The organism is Paraburkholderia sp. SEWSISQ10-3 4 (assembly GCF_030464785.1).
Taxonomy (GTDB): Bacteria; Pseudomonadota; Gammaproteobacteria; order Burkholderiales; family Burkholderiaceae; genus Paraburkholderia; species Paraburkholderia aspalathi.
The window spans coordinates 169,405-191,783 of sequence record NZ_JALPRI010000001.1; the positions used below are offsets into that span (position 1 = coordinate 169,405).

The 22,379-nt window shown below is 61.6% G+C and carries 20 protein-coding genes; 7 read left to right on the forward strand and 13 right to left on the reverse strand.

The genetic code is table 11. The annotated features are described in order from the left end of the window. The first annotated feature begins 192 nt into the window (after nucleotides 1-192). A complete protein-coding gene (gene tehA / locus M0D68_RS00770; protein ID WP_266223527.1) occupies nucleotides 193-1,200 on the forward strand; it encodes a dicarboxylate transporter/tellurite-resistance protein TehA in 1,008 nt (335 codons plus the stop codon). A gap of 167 nt (nucleotides 1,201-1,367) precedes the next feature. Here tehA and bla read toward each other — a convergent pair whose 3' ends face one another. Next, nucleotides 1,368-2,303, reverse strand: coding sequence for a class A beta-lactamase (gene bla / locus M0D68_RS00775; RefSeq protein ID WP_093637645.1), 936 nt, complete (start codon nucleotides 2,301-2,303; stop codon nucleotides 1,368-1,370). 99 nt (nucleotides 2,304-2,402) lie between these two features. Between bla and M0D68_RS00780 the strand changes: the two genes are divergently transcribed. Then, on the forward strand, nucleotides 2,403-3,281 hold the full coding sequence (locus M0D68_RS00780) for a LysR family transcriptional regulator (RefSeq protein WP_200621462.1): 879 nt from the start codon (nucleotides 2,403-2,405) through the stop codon (nucleotides 3,279-3,281). Here the strand turns inward: M0D68_RS00780 and M0D68_RS00785 are convergent. Continuing rightward, nucleotides 3,278-3,532, reverse strand: coding sequence for a hypothetical protein (locus M0D68_RS00785; protein WP_093637652.1), 255 nt, complete (start codon nucleotides 3,530-3,532; stop codon nucleotides 3,278-3,280). The two genes, M0D68_RS00780 and M0D68_RS00785, sit on opposite strands and share 4 nt — an antisense overlap. 55 nt (nucleotides 3,533-3,587) lie before the next feature. Beyond that, nucleotides 3,588-4,091 (reverse strand): lecithin retinol acyltransferase family protein, encoded by a 504-nt coding sequence (locus tag M0D68_RS00790; protein ID WP_093637657.1) that lies wholly within the window; start codon nucleotides 4,089-4,091, stop codon nucleotides 3,588-3,590. A 458-nt stretch (nucleotides 4,092-4,549) separates the two neighbouring features. Between M0D68_RS00790 and M0D68_RS00795 the strand changes: the two genes are divergently transcribed. The 4 genes from M0D68_RS00795 to M0D68_RS00810 all read left to right on the forward strand — a co-directional run bounded on the left by M0D68_RS00795 (nucleotide 4,550) and on the right by M0D68_RS00810 (nucleotide 6,871). Continuing rightward, nucleotides 4,550-4,837 (forward strand): hypothetical protein, encoded by a 288-nt coding sequence (locus tag M0D68_RS00795; protein WP_093637794.1) that lies wholly within the window; start codon nucleotides 4,550-4,552, stop codon nucleotides 4,835-4,837. 5 nt (nucleotides 4,838-4,842) lie between these two features. Beyond that, nucleotides 4,843-5,613: a PP2C family serine/threonine-protein phosphatase gene (locus M0D68_RS00800; protein ID WP_175049064.1), complete on the forward strand. Its 771-nt coding sequence runs from the start codon at nucleotides 4,843-4,845 to the stop codon at nucleotides 5,611-5,613. 119 nt (nucleotides 5,614-5,732) lie between these two features. Next, nucleotides 5,733-6,200, forward strand: a complete 468-nt coding sequence (locus M0D68_RS00805) for a GNAT family N-acetyltransferase (RefSeq protein WP_266223528.1) — start codon at nucleotides 5,733-5,735, stop codon at nucleotides 6,198-6,200. Then, entirely contained in the window at nucleotides 6,197-6,871 is a 675-nt protein-coding gene (locus M0D68_RS00810; protein WP_266223529.1) for an FMN-dependent NADH-azoreductase, read from the forward strand. The genes M0D68_RS00805 and M0D68_RS00810 overlap by 4 nt, the downstream gene beginning before the upstream one ends. Nucleotides 6,872-6,877: 6 nt before the next feature. Here M0D68_RS00810 and M0D68_RS00815 read toward each other — a convergent pair whose 3' ends face one another. Then, nucleotides 6,878-8,407 (reverse strand): PLP-dependent aminotransferase family protein, encoded by a 1,530-nt coding sequence (locus M0D68_RS00815; RefSeq protein WP_266223530.1) that lies wholly within the window; start codon nucleotides 8,405-8,407, stop codon nucleotides 6,878-6,880. Between the two features lie 190 nt (nucleotides 8,408-8,597). Between M0D68_RS00815 and M0D68_RS00820 the strand changes: the two genes are divergently transcribed. Beyond that, the gene (locus M0D68_RS00820) at nucleotides 8,598-9,350 is read left to right on the forward strand and encodes an SDR family oxidoreductase (protein ID WP_266223531.1); all 753 of its coding nucleotides are present in this window, start codon (nucleotides 8,598-8,600) and stop codon (nucleotides 9,348-9,350) included. 23 nt (nucleotides 9,351-9,373) lie between these two features. Here M0D68_RS00820 and M0D68_RS00825 read toward each other — a convergent pair whose 3' ends face one another. The 9 genes from M0D68_RS00825 to M0D68_RS00865 all read right to left on the reverse strand — a co-directional run bounded on the left by M0D68_RS00825 (nucleotide 9,374) and on the right by M0D68_RS00865 (nucleotide 21,985). Next, nucleotides 9,374-10,732 (reverse strand): sigma-54-dependent Fis family transcriptional regulator, encoded by a 1,359-nt coding sequence (locus tag M0D68_RS00825; RefSeq protein WP_266223532.1) that lies wholly within the window; start codon nucleotides 10,730-10,732, stop codon nucleotides 9,374-9,376. Then, nucleotides 10,729-13,785, reverse strand: a complete 3,057-nt coding sequence (locus tag M0D68_RS00830; RefSeq protein ID WP_093637683.1) for a peptidase domain-containing ABC transporter — start codon at nucleotides 13,783-13,785, stop codon at nucleotides 10,729-10,731. The genes M0D68_RS00825 and M0D68_RS00830 overlap by 4 nt, the downstream gene beginning before the upstream one ends. A 22-nt stretch (nucleotides 13,786-13,807) precedes the next feature. After that, nucleotides 13,808-14,560 (reverse strand): peptidylprolyl isomerase, encoded by a 753-nt coding sequence (locus tag M0D68_RS00835; protein WP_093637686.1) that lies wholly within the window; start codon nucleotides 14,558-14,560, stop codon nucleotides 13,808-13,810. Nucleotides 14,561-14,597: 37 nt separating this feature from the next. After that, on the reverse strand, nucleotides 14,598-15,971 hold the full coding sequence (locus M0D68_RS00840; protein WP_200621469.1) for an HlyD family efflux transporter periplasmic adaptor subunit: 1,374 nt from the start codon (nucleotides 15,969-15,971) through the stop codon (nucleotides 14,598-14,600). Beyond that, nucleotides 15,949-18,564, reverse strand: coding sequence for an FHA domain-containing protein (locus tag M0D68_RS00845; RefSeq protein ID WP_266223533.1), 2,616 nt, complete (start codon nucleotides 18,562-18,564; stop codon nucleotides 15,949-15,951). Before M0D68_RS00845 ends, M0D68_RS00840 begins: the two co-directional genes overlap by 23 nt. Nucleotides 18,565-18,794: 230 nt before the next feature. Then, nucleotides 18,795-20,207: an efflux transporter outer membrane subunit gene (locus tag M0D68_RS00850; protein ID WP_200621474.1), complete on the reverse strand. Its 1,413-nt coding sequence runs from the start codon at nucleotides 20,205-20,207 to the stop codon at nucleotides 18,795-18,797. A gap of 329 nt (nucleotides 20,208-20,536) precedes the next feature. Continuing rightward, nucleotides 20,537-20,821 carry a hypothetical protein gene (locus M0D68_RS00855; RefSeq protein WP_054035557.1) on the reverse strand — a complete coding sequence of 95 codons (285 nt, stop codon included), beginning with the start codon at nucleotides 20,819-20,821 and terminating at the stop codon, nucleotides 20,537-20,539. 268 nt (nucleotides 20,822-21,089) lie between these two features. Next, a complete protein-coding gene (locus M0D68_RS00860; RefSeq protein WP_200621471.1) occupies nucleotides 21,090-21,533 on the reverse strand; it encodes a DUF4399 domain-containing protein in 444 nt (147 codons plus the stop codon). 47 nt (nucleotides 21,534-21,580) lie between these two features. Beyond that, complete coding sequence (locus M0D68_RS00865; RefSeq protein ID WP_234487025.1) at nucleotides 21,581-21,985, reverse strand: DUF4399 domain-containing protein; 405 nt, start codon at nucleotides 21,983-21,985, stop codon at nucleotides 21,581-21,583. Nucleotides 21,986-22,379 lie beyond the last annotated feature (394 nt).

Consider the following 22,379-nt stretch of genomic DNA (forward strand, 5'->3'; position numbering starts at 1 on the left):
CCTGGGCGGCGAAAACCGGCGGAACGTGGCGCAACTGGGGCAAAGCACGCGCTGTGAATGCACGTTGAGACGATCGCGCCATTTGTTGAGCCGCCCCAGCATTCAGCGTTTTGCCGCCCCCCTCTACAGTACGTTATCGAACGCGCAACGCTGGAGCACCGTAGCGCGTCGCAACGTTTCGGAGGATCAGAGATGAACAGCAATCGTGGCACGATTCCAGTTTCTTTCTTCGGGATCGCGGTGGGCGCGCTGGCGTTCGCCAACTTGTGGCGTGTGGCGATCAGGGTGTGGCATCTGCCCACCATCGCTGGAGACGTGTTGAGCGTCGCAGCGCTTGCGGTGTGGGTTGTCGTTCTGCTCGCATACGGGCATAAATGGCTGACGCACGCAGCTGAAGCTCGTGCGGAAATGCAGCATCCGGTGCAATCGTCGTTTGCGGCGCTTGTGCCGGTTTCGAGTTTGCTGGCCGCACAGATCTTGCAGCCTTATGCGCATTCGGTTGCGCTTGCACTGTTCGGCGTGGCCGTGGTCGCGCAATTGGTGCTCGGCGTGTACCTGCATGGACGGCTGTGGCAAGGTGGCCGCAAGCCTGAACTGATCACGGCGGCCATTTATCTGCCAACCGTCGCGTCGAGTTTTGTCGCGGGCACGGCTGCGGCTGCCTTCGGTTTTCATCAGCTGGGCGGGCTGTTCTTCGGCGCCGGCGTGCTGTCCTGGCTCGCGATCGAATCGATGATTCTGCACCGCGCCGCCGTGCATGAAGCGCTGCCCGAAGCACTGCGTCCGATCCTCGGCATTCAGCTCGCACCGCCGGTGGTGGGCGGCGTGACGTATCTGAGCTTAAGCAGTGGTACGCCTGATCTGATCGCGCTGATGCTGCTTGGCTATGGGCTCTACCAGGTGTTGATGCTGTTGCGTCTGCTGCCGTGGATTCGTCAGCAAGCATTCGTACCGGGATACTGGGCGTTCAGCTTCGGTGTAGCCGCATTGCCGACGATGGCGATTCGCATGGTCGAACGAGGCGCAACGGGTCCGCTCGAATGGATCGCGCCGGTTTTGTTCATCGCGGCGAATGTGGTGATTGGAATTCTGGTGGTGAAGACGCTCGGGTTGCTGGTGCGAGGGAAGTTGATTCCGGCTGCAGGTGCTGCTCAGCCTGTGGCCCAAATTACAGCCGACTCGCGTGTTGCGCGGGCCTAGAAATGAAAACGCCCAAGTCCACGGATAGCCGACCGTCTGTTGCTAGCCAGGTATTTGTCGTGGCCCTTGGGCGAGACGAATCGTACGTCAAGACGCATCGCTTGCCAACTGCGTAGATCCTGTGCAGCTGGACAGGCGACGGCTTACCAGCACGAACGCTCACACCATCAAACCGACGCCACGATCAACGCCCCGACGTTCGCAATCGCCGCATTGCTGCGCGCCGCATCGCCGCTCGTCTCGGTCAGGTAGACCGTCACGAGAATCGGCCCGCGTCCCGGCGGCCACAGAATCGCGACGTCGTTTGCCGTGCCGTGATCGCCCGTGCCGGTTTTATCGCCGACGCCCCAATCCTTCGGCAGCTTCGCGCGAATCCGTTCGCCACCGGTCTGGTTGGCGGCGAGCCAGGCCAGCAGTTGTGCACGCGACGGCGAAGACAAACGCTCGCCCAGCAGCAGCTCACGCAGATTGCCGAGCATGGCGTTGGGCGTGGTGGTGTCGCGCGGGTCGCCGGGCGTCGCTTCGTTCAGCGTCGGCTCGTTGCGGTCCAGACGCGTGATGCCATCGCCAATACTGCGCGCGAACGCGGTCAAAGCTGCGGGGCCGCCAAAACTCGCCAGCAACAGATTCGCCGCGGTGTTGTCGCTGAGCGTAATGGCCGCCTTGCACAAATCGGCGACGCTCATCCCCGCGTCGCCAGTGCGCTCGCGAGTGTGCTGGCTGGTAGCGGGCGAGTACGGCACAAGATCGCTTTTGGAAAACACGATGCGCCGTTCCAGGTCTTCTTGTCCGCGATCCACGCGCGTCAAGACGAAACCCGCCGCCAGCAGTTTGAACGTGCTGCACATCGGAAACCGCTCGTCCGTCCGCAAACCGGCGTGCAATCCGGAGGTCGTGTCGACGATCGAAACGCCCAGCCGCCCACCGCTTTCCGCTTCGATCTGCGCGAGCCGTTGACGAATGGCGTCCGCCTTGGCCACGCTGCCGCCCGGCTTTGCTGTGCCCGCCTTCACCGCTTTTCCGAACGCGCCACCACTGCCAACCGCAACCCCAGCTATCGAAACACCGAGCATCGCGCCCGCGAATTTCCGTCTTGTGATCATCGCCGCTCCTTATGTGAAGCCGCAACTATCGGTTTTTCGGCGCCCGCTGGCAAACGATGATAAGTTAGTCGATCCCCTAGAAAATCTTATGCCTCTGCCATGAGACCGTATCTCCCGTTGAATGCGCTGCGCGCCTTCGAATCGTCCGCGCGACATCTGAGCTTCACGCGCGCCGCGCTCGAATTGAACGTCACCCAGGCGGCCGTGAGCCAGCAGGTCAGAACGCTGGAGGAGCGGCTTGGCACCGCGCTCTTCAAACGTCTGCCACGTGGACTGGCCATGACCGACGAAGGCCTCGCGCTGCGCCCTGTCCTCACGGACGCATTCGATCGCATCGAAGCCGTACTCAAACAGTTCGACGGCGGCCACTTTCACGAAGTGTTGACGGTCGGGGTGGTAGGCACTTTCGCGGTGGGCTGGCTGATGTCGCGGCTCAAGTCGTTTCGCGACGCGCATCCGTTTGTCGAGCTGCGGCTGCTGACGAACAACAATCTGGTCGATCTCGCCACCGAAGGCCTCGACTTCGCGATTCGTTTCGGCGACGGCACCTGGCCAGGCTCGCTCGCCACCCGGTTGCTCGACGCACCGCTCGCCATTCTGTGTGCGCCCGAGATCGCCGAGCGTCTGTCCGAGCCAACGGATCTCGCCAACGAAACGTTGCTGCGTTCCTATCGCGTCGACGACTGGATGAGCTGGTTCACGGCCGCCGGCATCCCGCCGCGGCCGATTCGCGGCCCGGTGTTCGATTCATCGCGACTGATGGTGGAAGCGGCCATGCAGGGTGCGGGTATCGCGCTGGCGCCGGCGCTGATGTTCGATCACGAGATCAACACGGGCCGGCTGGTGCGGCCGTTCGAAGTGGAAGTTCACGCCGGCAGCTACTGGCTGACGTGGTTGAAGGGCAAGCCGATGACGTCGGCGATGCTGCTGTTCAGTCAGTGGATCGTCAAGGAAGCGGCCGCGCACACACAAAGCTAGCAAACCGCCGCGCGTCGATGGCCGTTCATGGCGGGCCGTTCGGCTTGCGGCGGGAACACGTTCCACGAGCCGTCGTCATGACGGAAGAAGAAGATCGACAACAACCCGCTCGGCCGCAGAGCTTCCACACAAACGTAACGCTGATGCTGCGACGCGCGGTGGCAAAACTGCACGACACGTGCGGGCATCGAGGGGGTCGGTGCAAGCCATTTATCGACGGCCCAGTGCAAAGTCTTTTCTGCGGCAACCATGATGCTCTCCTCGATCCTTGAATCCCTGAATTGCTGATAACTCGTTACTGCCCGCTCACGCGAGTTGGGCGGCAACCTGACCATTCTTCGCGGTGCGTTCGACAAACGCCTTCACCAGACACACCAGCGTGAGAACGCCGGCACGGGGATGCGTCAGGCAGCAATGCACCTGTTCGCTGCGGCTTTCGCCAAGCAGGCACCACGCACAGAAGTGCTCGCAGTTATTCGTCAGCAGGCGGTAATGGTTTTCGCCAAGGCGGGAGCGCGCACGGCGCACGGCTTCATCTCCGACGTAGCGGGCGCTCGGGGTTGGGCGGATCGTCAAGGGATGACCGGCGGCGAAGTTGGTTAATTCCACTTCTTCCACCGGACCGCGATGTGCCGAGCTCGCAAAACCGGCGTAATGAACCACCCGGCCATTGCCGACATAAATGCCGTGGTGTTCGTAGCCGCGCCGTTGCGTAACGAGATGCGCGCCGATCGGCAGGTCGATGGTCGACGTTTCATTGCAGCGTTCGTCTTGATCTTCGCTGCTCGTCGGGAGGTGGTTCGTGTTCATGGCTGGTCTCGCTTCAATATCCAACACTGTTGCGAGATCTTTTGCATCATCCGGGCCATGTGGCGAAAAGCCTTTATTTAAAGGGCTGGCAGGAATTGGGAGGCATTTTGAGTGCCGTATGTGTGCGCCGGGAGCCGACACAAATCGAGCCGATCTGTTGGCAGACGTCGATCATTTGGCGTGTTGTTTGAGCCTTAGCGAGCAGGTTCGCCAAGGGCCGGGAGTCCGGCCAATGTGTTGGGTCCTGCACCGGTGTGAGCGCCCGGATGTTGGCTGCATCCCGACCTCCTCGGCGCCGCACGACAAGGCGCTGGCAACCAGCCGCGCGGAATCGCCCACCAATCAACGCGCTACGAGAAAGCGCCTGCTCGAGCCGCAAATTGGCATGGCACTTGCACCATCACGTTCAATTCCTTTTCAACCGCGCGCCCGACGCACGCGGCCAACCGGAGAACGATATGGCTTCCATCACAGTAAACGACCTCTCGCTGAACCTGGCGCTCGACCGTAAAGCAATGGCGGCGATCCGCGGCGGCGGCGGTGCGCCGTGGGTGTACGGCTGGATTCAGCCCTATGTGCGGGAAACGCCGAGCATCGGTCCGGTCGTGAACCTGTACGACATCTCGAACAACTTCTATGCTAACCAGATGATCAACACGTTCCAGTCGGTTGACGTACGCAACACCGGTGCGAACTCGAACATCAACGTCTCCCCCGACGCACGCAGTAGAAACGATATGGTGTAGCTCTTGTGACCTGTCCGAGCCAATTTCGATGGACGTCGTCCGCGCGGTCCGACGCGGGACGCGTCCGTGAAATCAACGAAGATGCCTGCCTCGCCCAGCCCGAACCCGGACGCTGGGCCGTCGCCGATGGCATGGGCGGGCACGCGGTCGGCGATCTGGCGAGCCGGCTGGTGATCGATGCATTGAGCCGCCTCGCGCCGCCGCTCGCCATGAAAACCTGTATCGCCGACGCGCGAGCACGGCTGCAAAAGGCCAACCGCCAACTGCGGGACGAAGCCGCGCGCCGCCAGGTGCAGCGGATCGGCAGCACCGTCATCGTGCTGCTCGCGTGCGACCGCTTCTGCGGCTACCTATGGGCCGGCGACAGTCGGCTCTATCTGTATCGCGAAGGGCAATTGCGGCAACTCACGCGCGATCATAGTCAGGTGGAAGAACTCAAGTCGCTCGGCGTGATTACCGACGAAGAGGCGCGGCATCATCCGGCGCAGCACATGATCACGCGCGCGGTGGGCGCAACGGACGTGCTCGAACTCGACGACGATGCGATCGAGGTCGCGGACGGTGACGTCTTCCTGCTTTGCAGCGACGGCTTGAGCAATGAAATCAGTGACGAAGAAATACTGGGCGTGCTGACCACGGTGACGTGCGAGCGCGCGTCTGATGAACTGGTCGACCTGGCCATTGCGCGCGGCGGACGCGATAATGTCACCGCCGTAGTCGTGCATGCTGAAGATCCGTATGCGTCCGACAAAACCTTGCTGAATCCGGCACCTTGAAAACACAGGTTTGATTGCCGGCGAGTCCACCGGATGGCCTGGTCCAATCGCAGATTCTTGGCTCTATCGACCAGGCCGTGCGCCAGGTATCGTGAGCGTCGTTCCCTATGGAGACGCCCATGCCTGCCCCGCTTCGCTTCGTTCACCTCGACACGCCCGAATCGCTACTGCCCGCATTCGACGTTATGCGTCAGTTGCGCCCGCATCTGACGGACGCGCACTCGTTCGCCGCGCAGGTGGCAAAACAGCATGCTGAAGGCTATCGCCTGCTCGCTGCGTCAGACGCGGGCAGCATCGTCGGCCTCGCCGGTTATCGCACGCTGACTAATCTGCTGTATGGCCGCTTCGTCTATGTCGACGATCTGGTTGTAGATGACAGGTTGCAGCGTGGCGGCATCGGCGCGCAACTGCTCGACGCGGTACGGCAGATCGCACGCGAAGCCGGCTGCGTGCATTTCGTGCTCGACACGGGCCTGCACATGCCGCTTGCGCAACGCTTCTATTTCCGCAATGGGTTGCTCGCTCGCGGCATGCACTTCGTCGAACCCCTTGCTCCCCTTGCCCATTCCGCGACGGTTACGTCATGAAAATTCTACTGATCAACGCCAGCCCACAAGGCGAGGAAAGCCACGGCTACCGTTTTGCCGACGAGATCGTCGGCGTACTGCGCGAGCACACCGCACCCGATGCAGCGGACATCGAAGTTATCGAACGCGATCTGGCAGCTGCGCCACTACCGCCCGTCGCCCGCGACTATGCGCGCGCCGTCACATCGCGCACGCCGGATAAGGCTCTGTTCGATGTCTCCGAACAACTGATCGATGAAATCGAAACGACGGATGCGCTCATTATCAACACGCCGATGCACAACTTCACGGTGCCGGCAGCGCTCAAGCTGTGGATCGATTACACGTTGCGCATTCATCGGACGTTTGCCTCAACACCGGAAGGCAAGGTTGGACTGATGCGCGACCGGCCGACCATCGTGATCGTCGGTTCCGGCGGTGTCCATAGCGGCGAACGCGCGCGGCAGCCGGACTTTCTGACGCCGTATCTGCGCTATGCACTCGGAACGATCGGCATCCACAGCGTGCAGTTTCTTCTCCTGCAGGGGCTTGTGATGGGCGAAGCGGCCGTAGCCGAGGCACTCGATGCGGCACGTGCCCAACTTACCGGCGATGCGGTGTTCGCCTCGCTTGCCGCGCAGGCAACCCGAAGCGCGAGCATGGCGGCGAGTGAGGCTCAGCGGAGCGCATAAAGCGCGTCAACCGTCCAGACACGCGCGCAACGTTCGCGCGAGACGGCCTGCCTCACGCGCATCGGCGACGTTCGCAAAGCCCATCACGAGGCCGCGCGGCGTGCGCCGCGCGCGGCCATTCGCGTACCAGATCGAAAGCGCCAGCACCCCGAGCCCCGCCTCGCGGGCGCGCGCGGCGACGGCGACGTCGTCGACCGGGCCATCGGGGCCTTCGGCGAACCGCACCGCGAACTGAATTCCACCTGGCGGCAAATCGACAATCAGCCGGTCGCCAAACGCCTGCTCCAGCGCGTTCACAATCAGCACGCGCCGCTCGCCGTACAACGCACGCATGCGCTTCAGATGCCGCGCAAAATGCCCCTGTCCAATGAAATCCGCCACGGCCGCCTGCAATAGCGTCGGCGATCCGGCGTTCATGCTGTGCGCCACCCGCTCGACACGCTCGACGGCCCGCTCGGGCATCACCGCATACGCGAGCCGCAACCCGGGAAACATCACCTTGCTGAACGTGCCGGAATAGATCACGCGATCGCGCCGGTCGAGGCTCTTTAAAGCAGGCAATGGCCGGCCCAGATAACGGAACTCGCTGTCGTAGTCGTCTTCGATGATCCAGCGGGACGCTTTCTCTGCCGAGTCCAGCAGCGCCATGCGTCGTGCGAGCGACAGCGTCTGCCCGAGCGGACTCTGATGCGACGGTGTGACCACGGCGAAGCGCGCCTCTGCATCCAGCACTGTGCCGCGCTCAACATCGATTCCTTCACTATCCACCGGCACCGGCACGAGCTGCACGCCGGTTTCGGCCAGATAACCTCGCGCGAGAAGATAGCCGGGATCCTCGAACCACATGCGATCGTTCGGGCGGGCGAGACTGCGCAACACGAGTTCGAGCGTCGCACGGTAGCCGCCGGTCACGAACACCTGTTCCGGCAGGCAGGTCACACCACGCGAGAGCCCGAGATACGTGGCGATATGTTCGCGCAGCGACCGGTACCCGGACGGATCCGGGTACGCGAGCATCGCGCGGTCGTCGCTGCGTGCGCGGCGCGATACGAGCCGGTTCCATAGCTTGTTCGGGAATGCGTCAAGCGCGGGCAGCCCTGGTTGCAACGGCCGCGGCGCGCCGCTCATGGCGACGGCGAGGGCCTGCTGGCGTGGCGCCGCTTGACCACTGCGCGATTCGCCCGACGTCTGCGGCGTGCCCGCTCCTCCGTTACTCTGCTTGCCGCGTGCGTCCTGAACGCCTGGCGCACGCGACGAGCGCGTCACCGATGCCGGCAGCGACGACGATACGAACGTGCCCGCCGCGCCGCGCATCTGCAGGTAGCCCTCGTCGACGAGGATCGTGTAGGCCAGCTCGACCGTGCCACGCGCCGTGCTTAACTGCGTGGCGAGGCCGCGCAGCGCTGGTACGCGATCGCCGGGACGCAAATGCCCCGCGGCGATCGCGGTCCTGAAGCGTTCGCAGATCTGCAGATAGATCGGCAACTGCTGCTGCCGATCGATTTCGATGGTTAATGTGGGCGTTGCTACGGTCATGACGGTCTCGCGGGCAAGGGGAGCGGCAACTGACATGGACTAGTCGGATCGACAATTCTTGTCACTTTTCGATAGAGCATGATTCTTCCACAATAGCCTCACGCGATGCGAACGCGGCGAACACTTTCACGCAATACAACGCCCGCCCGCCGCCACCCGCGTCCATTTACTCTCATCTGGAGAATCTGCCATGATAATCGTCGTAATCGGTGGTTCCGGCCTGATCGGATCGCGTCTCGTCACGCTGCTCAATAACGCGGGTCATGAGGCGCTTGCCGCGTCGCCGCGCACCGGCGTGAACGCCGTTACGGGTGAAGGCCTGAGCAACGCGCTCGTGGGCGCGGACGTCGTCGTGGATGTGACGAACGCGCCGTCCTGGGAGCCGCAGGCGGTGCTCGATTTTTTCCGCACCTCGGCGCGTAACCTCGGCAAAGCCGAAGTAGCCGCAGGCGTGCGCCATCACGTCGCGCTATCAATCGTCGGCTGTGATCGCACACCGGAGAACGCGTATTTCGTTGCCAAGGTCGCGCAGGAAGAGGTGATCGAAGCAGCGGGCGTGCCGTACACGATCGTGCGCGCGACTCAGTTCATGGAGTTCATCGGCGGGATCGCGGATTACGGCACGGTCGACGGCGCGGTGCGCATCAGCGACGGCCTGTTTCAGCCGATCGCCGCCGACGATGTCGCGGCGAGCCTCGCGCAGGTCGCGCTCGCAGCCCCACTGAACGGCACGGTCGATATCGCCGGGCCAGACCGCGCGCCCTTCGCGGAGATCGTTACCCGTTATCTGAAATCGGTAGGTGACGCACGCCCAGTGGTGACGGATCGCGATGCGCCGTACTACGGCGGCCGTGTCGAGGAACAATCGCTCGTGCCGCTCGGCGACGCGCGGATCGGGCGCATCGGTCTCGACCAGTGGCTGGCGGAGGCCAAAAAGGGTTGATTGCAGTACGAACGCGGCAAGCCTCAACTATCGCTGTCTTCTTCGTCGTGCTCGTCAGCGCCATTTCTGCCCGTCGATGGCGCATTGCGATTGCGAAAATCTTTCGAATGCAGGCCATGCTTCTTCAGGAGCATTTGCAGATGTGAGCGGTTCATATCGATGCGCCGCGCCAGTTCCGCAACGGTGCCGCTCACTTCGCGCAGGCCGCGCTCAAGGAAGGCTTTTTCCGCATCATCGCTCGCGGCGCGCTTCGCGTCGCTCAGCGACATCAGATTCGCCACGCTGATTGGCTCCTGTCCCGTCGCAGTGGCTACATTCGACGCTGCCGCGGCTGATCCAGGCGCGGCTGGCCGCATATCCACGGGCAGATGATCGACATCCGCCATATCGCCGGCCAGGCACGACACGCGATACATCACGTTGCGCAGTTCACGAATATTGCCCGGGTACGCATAGTTCAGCAGAAAGTCCCGCAGACGCGGCGTCAATCTGACGGGCCTGCGTTTTAGCGTTCCGGCGGCTTCATCGCCGAACCAGGCAATCAGCAGCGGTATCTCATCGCGTCGCTCGCGCAGCGGCGGCAACGTGACATGAATCACGCTGAGACGGTAGAACAGGTCCTCGCGAAACTTGCCCTCTTCGCTGAGTTGCCGCAGATTGCGATTAGTCGCCGCAACAATGCGTGTATCGACAGCAATCGTTTCATCGGAGCCCACGCGTTGAATTTCGTGTGCTTCCAGCACCCGCAACAGCTTCACCTGGCCGGCCAGGGGCAACTCGCCGATTTCGTCGAGAAAGATCGTGCCGGTATGTGCGCTTTCGAATTTTCCCTTGCGGTCATTCGAAGCGCCCGTGAACGCGCCTTTGCGATGGCCGAACAATTCCGACTCCAGCAGATTGTCCGGAATCGCGCCGCAATTCACGGAGATAAACGGCTTGTCCGAGCGCGAACCATTCGCGTGAATCACCTTGGCCATCAGCTCCTTACCGGTGCCGCTTTCTCCGTCGATCAATACCGGTAAATCGGTTGGCGCCGCCTTCTCGGCGATTTCAAGCGATTCGAGCAAACGCGGATTGTCGCCGAATGTCCCTTCGAAAATGAAACTGCGCTCGATCAACGCCTTTCTACGCGCACCACGCGATTGATCCGCTGACGCAGCAGGCTCAGCGGCCGTTGCGGCCTGCACAAAGCGCTCCTTGTGCGAGAGCTGCATGACCTCGTCGCGCAACGAGGTGGCCTGCCGGAGCAGCTTGTCGATGTCGGCGCGCTCGAGCCGGGACGACCACCGCAGCGTCGAGCGCAATATCTCGATGCGCTCGATCAAACCCGCGTATGAAATCGCCGGGCTGACCTCTTCTACCTGGTCGAGTATCTTCATCACGCACTCAACTGTTTCTGGACCAGCTGGTAATACATACCGCCGCGCTGGATCAGTTCATCGTGACGGCCCTGTTCGACAATCGCCCCTTCATACAGCACCAGAATCTTGTCTGCACGCATGATGGTGCTGAGCCGGTGTGCAATGATCACCGCCGTTCGGCCCTTCAGAATGTCGTGCATATTGCCGAGGATATTGCTTTCCGATTGCGAGTCCAATGCTGAAGTCGCCTCGTCGAAAACCAGCAGACGAGGATCGTGATACAGCGCCCGCGCAATACAGAGCCGCTGGATCTGCCCACCGGATAGGCCAATGCCACGTTCGCCAACAACCTGCTCGTAGCCGAGTGGCATCTTGCTGATGAACGCGTGCGCGTCGGCCATCTTCGCGACTTCCTCGATACGGCGCCGTTCGGGCGCATCGTCGCCGCTGGCAATGTTCTCGGCAATCGTGCCGGAAAACAGCAGATTGCTCTGCATCACGTAGCCGATCTGCGCGCGGTAGTAGGCTTTATCGACCACACCGAGGTCGTAGCCGTCGATGGTCATCTTACCCTCGGTCGGCGCGTAGAAGCCGACCAGCAGCTTGGCGAGGGTTGTCTTGCCGGAACCGCTGCGGCCCACAATCGCCACCAGTTCGCCGGGCTTGATGTCGAAGCTGATATTTTCCAGTACATACGCCGAGTCGTCCTCGCCGTAGCGGAAGTAGACGCCGCTAAAACTGATTTCGCCTTGCAGCTCCGGCAGCATCACGCGCGAAGGCAAATCCTGCGGCTTCTGTTCCGGCTCGATATCGAGCACGTCGCCGAGGCGTTCCATCGCCACGCCCGCGTCGTTCAACATGCTCCATAAGCCGACCAGGCCCATCAGCGGACCCAACACGCTGCCCATGAACGCATTGAACGCAATCAACTGACCGATGGTCATTTCGCGCGCCAGCACCAGATTCGCGCCGACCCAAAGGATAGCGATCGTTGTCGCCGCGTTCAGCAACTGGCTGCCAAGCCCGATGAGAATGTTGAAGGCGTGCGCCCGGTATTGCACTTCGAGCGCCTTCGCATACTTCTTCTCCCAGCGCAAGCGCACCGGCCGTTCGATGCCCATGCCCTTGATGGTCTCGACACCGGCGAGCGCTTCCATCAGAAATGACTTCGACTCGGTCGAGGCCGTGAACACCTCGCGCGCATAATTCTTTATCTTCGGCGTGGCGAGCGCAGTCAACGCCATGATGGGTATCACGAACGCGATCAGTACCAGTGTCATCTTCACGTTGTAGACGAACATGATCGTGAAGTAGATGAACACCATCAGCAGATTCAACGCGGTGGTCACCGTGGATTCGGTGAGGAAGGCGCGGATCGTCTGGTTCTCCTGGAAGCGCGCGAAGATATCGCCGGTCTTCCGCTTGGCGAAAAACGAAAACGGCAGCGACATGGTGTGCTTGAAGAACTGCGACATCATCGCGAAGTCCATGTTGCGCACCATGAAATTCGCCAGATATGCGCGAATCGTCGACATCAATTGCGAAAACACATTGGCGATAATCAGGCCCCCGATCAGCAGATGCAACAGGCTGACGTTCTGATGCACGATCACGCCGTCGAGAATGTTCTGGATGATCAGCGGCGGAATCACGCCGAGTACCTGAATCACGAACGTGGCGAGAAACAGGTGACCGAGAATCTTCTTGTACGGCCTGAGGTAGCCGACAAAGCGTATCCACGGCGAACGCGCGGCCGACATCTGCATGAGATTCGGTCCACCGGTAAAGAGCAGACACGTGCCGCTCCAGCCGCGTTCGAAATCCTCAACCGTCATTTTCCGGAAGCCGAGTGCCGGGTCGGCGACCCACACGTAGTCCTTCGAGAGTCCGTACACCACTACATAGTGGTAGCCCTCCCAATGCACGATGAAGGGCAGGTCGAAACCGCGCAATGAATCGAACGTGCATTGCACGCCGCGTGCGGTGAAGCCGAGAGACTCGCCGGCGCGCGCGAGACTGTCGAGCGTCGCGCCTTGTGTCGTGACATTGGCGAGTTCGCGCAGTTTGCCGAGCGTCATCGGGATGCTGTAGTGGCGGCAGACCATGGCGAGGCACGCGGCGCCACAGTCCATTTCTTCGGCCTGTTCGACCAGCGCAAAGCGCTTGATGACCTTTTCGCCGAATTCGGGTTTAGTCTGCAGGTCGAGCATCAAGGGCAACTTGCGCCGCTGCTCGAGGCGCTTTTGCCGTTGCAATTCACGGTCACCGTAACGAATCCGCTCATCCAGGACTTCGCGCAGCTTCGGATTGCGCTCCAGAATGAAATGGACGGTGCGCTCCGGTATCACCAGCAGCCGCGTATCGGTCGTTGCTACCACCGACGCCATTTGCTCCTGCCGCATCAAACACGCTTTTTCACCGAAGATTTCGCCTTCGCCCAAGGTTGCAAGCGTGTAGTCGTGGCCTTCCTCATGACGGACGATGCGCACGCCGCCTTGCCGCACCACATAGAGCCGCCGGTCATCGCGCCCATCCTGCTTGAGAATTTCCTTGCCCTCGGCCACCCGCTTCACGCCGACGCTGCGCACATATTCTTCGAGTTCCGCCTTGTTGAGCTTGCCGCGCAGATCGAACAACTGCGCGACGAAACCGCCGGCCGAATTGATCGCCACATAGCTCGCGACAAATGCCAACGCGGCCTGATTGCCGGTGATCACCGGTTCGATCGCGGCGCGGGGAATGAACAGCAGTTCGGTTTTCGCGGACGCCCGTACCGACGCCTCATGCACGTACGCGCGCAACATCGCAATGTCGGCGAAAATCTCGCCGGTTTTGCGCACGCCCATGCTGGTTTCCTTGCCGTGCTCCTCGGTGAAGATACGTACCGAGCCCGAGCGAACCACGTAAAGACCGTCAGCCGTCTCACCCGCCGAGCACACCGTTTCGCCGAACGAATAGAAGCGTGCCTGCGCATATTCGGCAAGACGATCGATCTCGTCGCGCGAAAACGGCGAGAGAATTTCCACCGAGGTGAGAAACTCGGCGGCGGAGGGCGTGGTCTGGGGTGCATCCATGGGCTTGCGGACCTCGGTTCGGCTAGCGTGCTTCGATCACATGTTCCTGCGAGCGGGCAATCAGCCAGCTCTCGCGCAGCAGACGTCTCACTTCAGAGGCGACATCCGCATCGAGCACCGCCGGATATTTCGCCGTCACGGCGAAAATCTCGAAGCACGAGCGATCCGCCGACGGAAACGGTCCAAGCAGATCACCCACCGCCGCGTTGAAAATCTTCGCCTCGATGTCCGGCTTCAACGATCCGCGCAACACTTTGCCGATCACGCCGCCGGCTTCGCGCGTATCCGCAATCGAATGCTCGCGCGCCATGTCGGCGAAACTGTCGGGATCGTCGTGCAGATACGAAATCATTTCCTTCGCCTTGCCTTCGCTGTCGAGCACGATATGGCTCACCTCGATCGCGTCGAACTTCGGCGAATTCAGTGCGAAGTAGTCCTTGATCGCCGCCTCGTTGCCGACCACCTCAAGCATCTTCTCCTGATACAGACCGTCGGTAATGAAGGCCTCGAACTCGTCGAGACTCACGCCGAGCGCATCGAGGTACTGATTCATATCCGTCGCGCGATGCAAGCCGCGCACGCGGCGGAACTGATCGGCGCGCTGCTGGATGTCGTCGGCGCTAACGGTGATGCCCTGCTTCCTGGCCGCATGCACCGTGAGCTTGTCGCGCACGATCTGCTCGATCAGGCTATCGAACTGGCCGGTCAGTTTCAGAAGACGAATGAACTCGGAAACGTCCACGACTTCGTCATCGATTCGCACTATCGCGGTCATGTCATCCGCTCCTTTAATTGACGTGTGTTCGGCGCGCTCATCCCGCCACCTGTCTGAATGGATCGAGCCCCAGATCGATCAGGCGCCGTTCGCGCACCACGATCTCCGCGCTCGCCGTCATGCCGTAGCGCAGCGGATAGCGGGTGTCCGCGATCTGGTAGTAGTTCTTGTCTAGCGTGACGCGGCCTTCGTACACCGGCTGCTTGTCCTGCAAGGACGGCTTGGTGGCCGGCGAAATATAGGCAAGCGTGCCGTTGATCAGCCCGTAGCGCTGATACGGGAACGCGTTGAATTTCAGCTTCACCGGCTGGCCCTCGTGCAGAAAAGCACGATCGTGTTCGGCGATTTCGATCTTCAGCACGGGTTTCGCATCTTTTGGAGCGATGCCGCCCAGCGGCGCGTTCGCCTGGATCTTGTCGCCGCGCTGCGTGGAGGTCACGTCGGTGATGACGCCGGAGACCGGCGCGAGGATCAGCAGGAAGTTGTCTTTGTCGATGTTCTCGAAACGGATCCGCGCGGCGGCTTCGGATACGAGGCGCGCGGTCTGAAGTTGCAGACGCAGTTTGTCTTCGGCGTCGGTGATGTCGCGGACCGCCGAGTCGTACTGGAGCTGCAGGTCGGTGGTCTGCTGCCCGCTGGTTTCGAGTTGCGCATTGGCCTGCGCGTATTCATGGCTCAGGCGGAAATCCAGTTCCGCGAGTTTCGATTGTGCGACGCGGTAGGCGTTATCCGCTTCCATCGCGGCGGTTCGCTTCTGCTCAACCTGCAACTCGGCGATGCCGCCGCCACCCGGCTGCGCGAACAGCCGCGAGTAACGATCCAGCTCCTGACGCGCCGCCTCACGCGTGCGGCGCGCATTGTCGAGCACGCTGCGCGCTTCGTCGAGTTCGGCCTTCTGACCTTCGGCGAGCTTGGTTGTGCCCTCGGAGACGCGATTTTCGTGCAGGCGCGCTTCCACTTCCATCTGCGCCTTCAGCGCAGCCGCCTTGCGCTCCATTAGCGCCTTCTTCTCGGGGAACTGCTTCCAGTCGCGCTCGGCGTCTTCGAGTTTGAGCTGCGCCTGCAGCGCGTTACTCGCTGCCTCGATCGCGCCGCGGGCATTCAGCCGCGCCAGCACGTCGCCCTTCGATACCGGCTGACCCTCGGCGATGTACAGATCGGCGAGCTCGCCATCGATCGGCGCATAGATGCGGCGCACCTCGGATTCCGGCGAGAGCGTGCCTTGCGCGCTGACGATCACATCCGCGCGTCCCACGAACGACCACAGCAAGCCGGCCAGCACCAGCGCGACCATCGCCCAGATTAGCGCGCGCGCAAGCCGCACCGGCTCGGCGGTCAGAATCGCGATGCCTTCGACGCTGTGATCCTCCAGCGCCTCCGACAACGGTCTAGGGTGATTGTCGCGCTTCACTCTGCTCGCCTCCGATCAACGCCAGCTTCGCCTTCAGGAGTCCGGGGTCCAGCACCATGCGCAACTCGGTCAGCGAGCGGCGCTGCAAATCCGCTTCGGCCTGGATATCCGTGAGCAGGCGGTCGAAGTCGGCGGGATGATCCGCCTTCAGTTGCGTATAGATGCGCATGCCTTGTTGCGCGGAGGACTGTGCATCGGAAAGCAAACGCGCCTCGCTGCGAAAGCCGGGCGAAATTCCCGCTTCCAGCCGCTGCGTGCCGCCGATGGGGCCGCTCGCCCGATATTGTTTCCACAGGCTCTGCGCACGTAGCATCAAATCCTGGGCGCGCGCCAGCGCTTTGTCGTGCAGCGCGGCGACGTCTTTCTGGATCGATTGCACGAACCACACGTCCGCCACCGGATCGAGACTGGCGTAGAACGACAGCAGGCGCTCGTCATAATCCCTGCCGCCGCGGGTCTTCTGCAAGTCGGCGAACTGGTCAAGCTGCGCTTTCTTGTGCGCCAGTTCTGTGGCGATCACGTCGGACCACGGCCCTGCAGGCATGGCCTGCAAATCCGCCAGCGCCTGCTGGGTGTCGCCGCGCTGCCAGGCAGCGCTCGCCTCGTTATGACGCTGGATAACATCCGTGGACGGCAAACGGCTTGCCGACAACTGCTGAAACTGCGCCTGAAACGGCGGCGTGTTGAAACGCACCGTCTTCAGCAAGGCGAGCAATGGCGTCAATTGACGGCTGAGCGCCGCGTTCAGCACATCGGTGTAGTGGCGCAAATCTTCCCGTACACGATCGAGGCCGGCGAGGCGCGGATAGCGCTGCGCGTAATCGTCGAGCACGGCAGGCAGCGCGTCGGGTTTGTCGCGCCCGAGTTCAGTACGAATGGTGCCGTTCAGGCGATCGATGGCGGCGAGATAGACCGAGTCATCGCTTTCCAGTTTGCGCAGATGGCTCAGCGCCCGCGCGTACGGCTCCGCAAAAATCGGCACATACGAGGCGATGCGGTCGAGTGCCCGCTGATGGCTCCTGGCGTCGTCGTCCCAGCGTTGCAGCAGACCGCTGATGGTCGCCTCATCGGCGTACATGCGGATGGGTGCGTCCACTCCGCCGCGTCCCGCCACGAAGCGCTCCAGGTCGCCCACCCATTGCAATTCGCCGACCAGAGAAGTGGCGTCCGCATTGTTTGCACTCAACGCTCTCATCTCCTTGAGCAGCGTATCGGACTGGTCGAACTGCGCTTTTTGCAGCGTATTCAGCCAGTCGGGGAGCTTCGCCTTCAGTAGCGCCTCGCTCGCCAGCGCGCTCACTTTCGCGTCGGCGGGGTGCTTCTCCAGATAGCCGTTTGCCGCCGTCACCGCGCTGGTGTAGTCGCCGCTCGCCAGCAGGTTTCGCAATTCGCGCTCCGACGAGCCGCGCAAGTAGAGCGTCAGCGCAATGGCCACCAGAATGACGAAGGCCGCGCCACTCCACCACACCGCGCGACGCGACATGGTGTGATCGCCGCCCGCAAAGGCCTTGCTGAGTTCTCCCGCGAGCAGACGCCAACGCTGCGGCCGGCTCTTTGCTGCGTTCGTGCCATGAGCGCCGTTTGCGCTTTGCTTGTCATGCGTGCCGTTCGCTCTGTTTGTGCCGTTCGTGCCGTTCGTGCCACTCGTACCGTTCGGACCGCCTGTCAGCGTGTCGCGCTTCGCGTGCGCAGATGCGGCCTGCGCCGCTTCGTTGACTTCGTCTTCGCGTTGTAGCCCCGGGTCCACGCAAAAGATATCGAGGAACGAATGTGCGGCGCCGACGAACGTGGTCTTGTCGGCATCGACAGCCTCGTCGGCAGCGGGATTGAGGAATAGCTGGGTCACGGTCGGCTCGACTTCAGGGGGTTTCTGCAGCGTCACCCTGTAGACGAAGTGGTCGCCGCCAAATGCAAGGAGGTCCCCCTCCACAAGCGGCACCGCGGTTTCGTCGAGCCGTTTTCCGCCGACGAATGTGCCGTTGGTGCTGCCTAGATCTTCGAGGTAGAGCTCACCGCCCTTCAGAAAGATGTGGGCATGACGCCGTGAGATGTAGTTGACCTGATGCGGATAGCGATCCTTGTAGCGCGAGAAAACCTCGTCCGCCTTGCTGATGAGAAAGGGGAACGCCTGCACGTCGATCGGCTGAAGCTCGAGGTCGTCGCGCTGCGGCACCAGCAGCAGGCCGGGTGCGGGCGCCGTACGCGCAACGACGATCCGCGCGCGCGGTTCGATACTCACGCGATAGCAAAGCTCGCCGCCGAAGCACAATTCGTCGCCGGCACGCAGCCGCGCGGGGGCTTGCCGCACCGCATTACCGTTGAGCGTCGTGCCGTTCTTGCTGCCGAGATCGGCGACATAAACGGCGCCGTGCTCCGTGAAAACCCGCGCATGGCGGCGCGACAGGCGGGTAATGCGTTCGGCGGGATACTCGGAGAATGGTGCTTCGCTGCGGCCGATCGCGAACAGGTTGTCGACGATCCGGATTGCGTCGAGTGCGGGACGCTGCGCGGACGCAACCGGCGACAGCACCACGTCGAACGCGGTGTCCTGTGTCGCGCGCATCTCAGCAATCGGGGCTTCGCCGGCGGTCATTTTATCTGGATCACTAATCGTTTACCCGCTGCGGCGAGAGCGCAACGGGAACGGAAAGAAGAACTACGGCGAATTTCGAATGTTTTTAGTGAGCCGGGCAAAACCGGTCTCCTTACAAATTTTAAGTCACGCATGGCAAGTGTCAATTTTCTGATCGTCGGTTGAAAAGGCCATTCATGCGTCATATGCAGCCGAATTGCGCCACGCCACGCGTCATGCCTCGGATTAGCTCAGTGTTCCTTTACTTCCGCTTGCACATCCACGCTCGGCCAACCGCCGCCCAGCGCCTTATAAAGCAACACCGTGTCGGACAGAATCAGCTGGTGGTTAGCGAGCAGGTCCTGCTGCGCTTCCAGCAAGGTCCGTTCAGTTTCGAAGACTTCCAGCTGCGACACCACGCCGAGGCGCAATTGCGACTGAATCTGATCGGCGACGATCTGTAAACGCGATACCTGCTGCTGCAATTCCACCCGCTGTTCCTTGTGCGAATTCAGATTGACCAGCGCGTTCTCCACTTCCTCGAACGCGCCCATGACGGCCACGCGGTACTGTTGTTCAGCAACCGTCGATTGCGCTTTCGTGACCTTCACGTGAGCCCGCACGCCGGGATCGAGCAGCGGAATGTTGATGCTGGGCATGAATCCGTAGGTGAACGACTTCAGCAAATCGGTCAGCGCGAAACTCGCCGTGCCGCCGTGGCCAGTGAGACTGATGGTGGGCAATTGCGCGAGCTTGGCCTGGCCGACCAGATCGTAGGCTTCCAGCACTCTGAACTCGGCCGCCACCACGTCAGGCCGGCGCGCAAGGAGTTGCGCAGGCAAGCCGTCCGGCACCGCGGGCAGTTGTACGCGTTGCTGCAAATGTCCTTTAGGCAACTGGAACTCGCCCGCCGGCACGCCAAGCAGCGTGCACAACGCGTTGTTCGCGACAGCGCGCGAGCGGCGCAGTTCGAGTAACTGATTGGTTAGACGGTTGATCTCGGCCTGTTGGCGCAATACCTGAGTCTGCGGCACGAGACCGTTGCGGCGTTGGCCGTCGTAGATCGTGAGAATCTGCCGGTTCGTGACCAGCGTTTGTTGCTGCTGGTCGATCTGGTCGTCGAATTGCAGGATCTGAAAGTAGGTACTCGAGACGTTCGCCACCAGTTCCAGATAACCGGCGCGCCAATCCGCTTCGCTGGCGTGGAACTCGGCCTTTTGCGCCTGCACGCCCTTCTCCACTTTGCCCCAGATATCGATGTCCCAGTTCACCTGCGTCGCGACGTTGTACTGCTTGGCAAACGTCTGACCGGTACTCTTTTCGAAATCGGCGCCGGCGCCGAGATCCATGGTCGGCAATGCGCCGGCTTTGGCTTCGCCGATTTGCGTGGAGGCCACGTCGATACGTGCGGCCAGCACCTTGATATCGAAGTTGTTCGCGATCGCCTTAGCGATCAGCGTGTCCAGATACGGATCGTGGAAGCCTTTCCACCAGTCCGGCTCGATGGTCGCGGCCGCCGATACCGGCGAGCCTTTCTGATCGGACCACGAGGCCTTGGCGGGCGTATCCGGCCGCTTGTAGTCGGGCATGCTGACATCGACACACGCACTCAGCGACAGTGCGCAGACTGTCGCGGCGCAGAGTCCGCGCAGCGCCGTGGCCATGTGGCTCGCACTCGCCGGCCGGCGGCCGGGACGGCACCGCGCTGTGGCGTTGAAAAAGCGCTGACGAAGCATTGAATCAAGCAACGCTGACACGATTGTCTCCGATGACACCCGCTACGCTGCACGAGAAGAACGCGCTATTTAAGTAAAGCATGTCCTGCCCGGCTTCACCATTGAAGCAGTGCAAGAAGGTCGGCGCGGGGATCGAGCGGTGACGCTGGGGTCGTGTGGAAAGAACGATTGGATGCGAATTCTTTTTGACGCGCTAGGGTTGCCCGAGCTTGCGCGTCCCGCGGAGGCCTGAGAGCCTCCGCGGCGGCCTGCGCCGTTCAATACACGTTGATGTTGTTGCTCGAGGTCACGTGCGGGTCGATCGTGGTGGTGACACCGGCGACGAACGCTGCGTTGTTGCCGTTGGCGTTCTGGATGTTCATTTCGTTGCTGATCAACTGCGTGGCGCTGACGCTCTTGCTGTTGTTCGGCGCATACACGGGCGAGTAGTTGAAGAACGACGACGACGGATAGCCGTAGCCGAAGCCGCCACGCACGGCGCTCATGGCCTTGCTGTCGAGTTGAGCGGTGATGGACAGGTCTTTGATCATCAGCGTGTTCATGGTAAATCTCCTGGAAGGGAAAAGCACAGTGTTGCGGTTGGGTTCGAGCATCTTGTCTGCTCGAGTGTCACTAATGCATGGGCTGTGCCAGTTTTGCTTTCCGATCCTAAGAAATTTTTCGAATGGCCGTAGATAAAGGGTTTCGGGGATGGTATGCCGCTAGTGGCAGTGCAACGGTGGGGATGTGGCTGGTTGATGCTGGTGGATCACAACCAACAACGCCCGCAACTGTGTTGGCTGTGACGTGACACTGAAGCGAAGCGCCGTGTCAGCGCGCAATCACGGTGATCTTCTTCGAGTACACCGGCGGGTTGTGCGGTATATGCATGTCGTCACCCATCAGCAGTTGCAACGTATGCTTGCCGGGCGGGAGTTGAATCATCGTTTCTGTTTCGCCCGCGCCGAAATGCAGATGGTTGCGGTCCGATGGAATTTCCTGGTCCATCGGCGGCAGGTCCGTGTCGATCAGCAGATGGTGGTGCCCGGTGTTCGGATACTTGACGCCTTTTGGCGCCACGCCCATATAGCGCAAGCCGAACCACACCCGAAACGGTTTGTTGGCCTGCACCACCTGGCCATCGTTCGGATAGCCGATATAGGCATGCGCGCCGGCCGGCGACGGCGTCGTGCCGGCCGTGGCGAGATTCGGCGAGGCCAGTGACACCAATGTCGCAAGTGCCACGAACGCCGCGAGCGCGATGATCTTGTACATGTTGGTCTCTCCGTCCTGACGGACCCGCTTTGAATGAACGGGACGCGCTAGTCTTTTAGCACGGTGATGGTGATCTTCTTCGAGTACACGGGCGGCACATGCGGCACGTGGTTCTGGTCGCCGAGAATGAGCTGCAAGGTGTGCTTGCCCGGCGGCAATTCGATGCGCGCGTCCGTCTCACCTGCGCCGAAATGCAGGTGATTGCGGTCCGATGGAATTTCCTGGTCAAGCGCCGGCAGATCCGTATCGATCAGCAGATGGTGATGCCCGGTGTTCGGAACCGCCACACCCTTCGGGCACACACCCATGTTGCGCAGCCCCATGCGCACCCACAGCTTGCCGCCGTGAATCACGGTGCCGTCCGACGGCCAGATGATGTACTCCTCAGCGCCCGGCGGCGAAGGTGTTTGTTCAGCGCGCGCGGACTCGGACGTGAACGCGATACCAAGCATGAGGGACAAGGCGGCGCACGAAGCCGTGCAGAGCGTTAAAAGGCTCGCCTTCGTTCCACGACATATGTCGAGCACGCCAGGTGTGAGGGTTCTTCGCATTGCGCACTCTCCCGAAGAATAGTCGTCTCCGCTCAGGCTGCGCGAAGCGCAGGCCGGAGGCTCCGACTGAATGTCGCGGGCGCTCGCGTAGTTGCACGTGGGTTCACGTGACGGGTCGATGTCGACGTCGATGAGCAGCCGCTCTATTAAAACGGCCGTACAGCGCTACTTTGTGAATTAGCTTAGGACGTAACTTGCCAAAAAGATACGCCATACTCGTTAACCGTATAACGCACTAACGATGCGCGGACCATTGTCACGCGCAAACCGCGTGCTATCGTTGTTCATAGGTTGT

Coding starts and splice junctions, on each gene's coding strand:
- M0D68_RS00795 (WP_093637794.1), top strand. CDS start 4,550: ATGGCTTCCATCACAGTAAACGACCTCTCGCTGAACCTGGCGCTCGAC.
- M0D68_RS00820 (WP_266223531.1), top strand. CDS start 8,598: ATGATAATCGTCGTAATCGGTGGTTCCGGCCTGATCGGATCGCGTCTC.
- M0D68_RS00815 (WP_266223530.1), bottom strand. CDS start 8,407: ATGACCGTAGCAACGCCCACATTAACCATCGAAATCGATCGGCAGCAG.
- bla (WP_093637645.1), bottom strand. CDS start 2,303: ATGATCACAAGACGGAAATTCGCGGGCGCGATGCTCGGTGTTTCGATA.
- M0D68_RS00790 (WP_093637657.1), bottom strand. CDS start 4,091: ATGAACACGAACCACCTCCCGACGAGCAGCGAAGATCAAGACGAACGC.
- M0D68_RS00845 (WP_266223533.1), bottom strand. CDS start 18,564: ATGACCGCCGGCGAAGCCCCGATTGCTGAGATGCGCGCGACACAGGAC.
- M0D68_RS00860 (WP_200621471.1), bottom strand. CDS start 21,533: ATGTACAAGATCATCGCGCTCGCGGCGTTCGTGGCACTTGCGACATTG.
- M0D68_RS00780 (WP_200621462.1), top strand. CDS start 2,403: ATGAGACCGTATCTCCCGTTGAATGCGCTGCGCGCCTTCGAATCGTCC.
- M0D68_RS00785 (WP_093637652.1), bottom strand. CDS start 3,532: ATGGTTGCCGCAGAAAAGACTTTGCACTGGGCCGTCGATAAATGGCTT.
- M0D68_RS00835 (WP_093637686.1), bottom strand. CDS start 14,560: ATGACCGCGATAGTGCGAATCGATGACGAAGTCGTGGACGTTTCCGAG.
- M0D68_RS00810 (WP_266223529.1), top strand. CDS start 6,197: ATGAAAATTCTACTGATCAACGCCAGCCCACAAGGCGAGGAAAGCCAC.
- M0D68_RS00865 (WP_234487025.1), bottom strand. CDS start 21,985: ATGCTTGGTATCGCGTTCACGTCCGAGTCCGCGCGCGCTGAACAAACA.
- M0D68_RS00850 (WP_200621474.1), bottom strand. CDS start 20,207: ATGGCCACGGCGCTGCGCGGACTCTGCGCCGCGACAGTCTGCGCACTG.
- M0D68_RS00830 (WP_093637683.1), bottom strand. CDS start 13,785: ATGGATGCACCCCAGACCACGCCCTCCGCCGCCGAGTTTCTCACCTCG.
- M0D68_RS00805 (WP_266223528.1), top strand. CDS start 5,733: ATGCCTGCCCCGCTTCGCTTCGTTCACCTCGACACGCCCGAATCGCTA.
- tehA (WP_266223527.1), top strand. CDS start 193: ATGAACAGCAATCGTGGCACGATTCCAGTTTCTTTCTTCGGGATCGCG.
- M0D68_RS00855 (WP_054035557.1), bottom strand. CDS start 20,821: ATGAACACGCTGATGATCAAAGACCTGTCCATCACCGCTCAACTCGAC.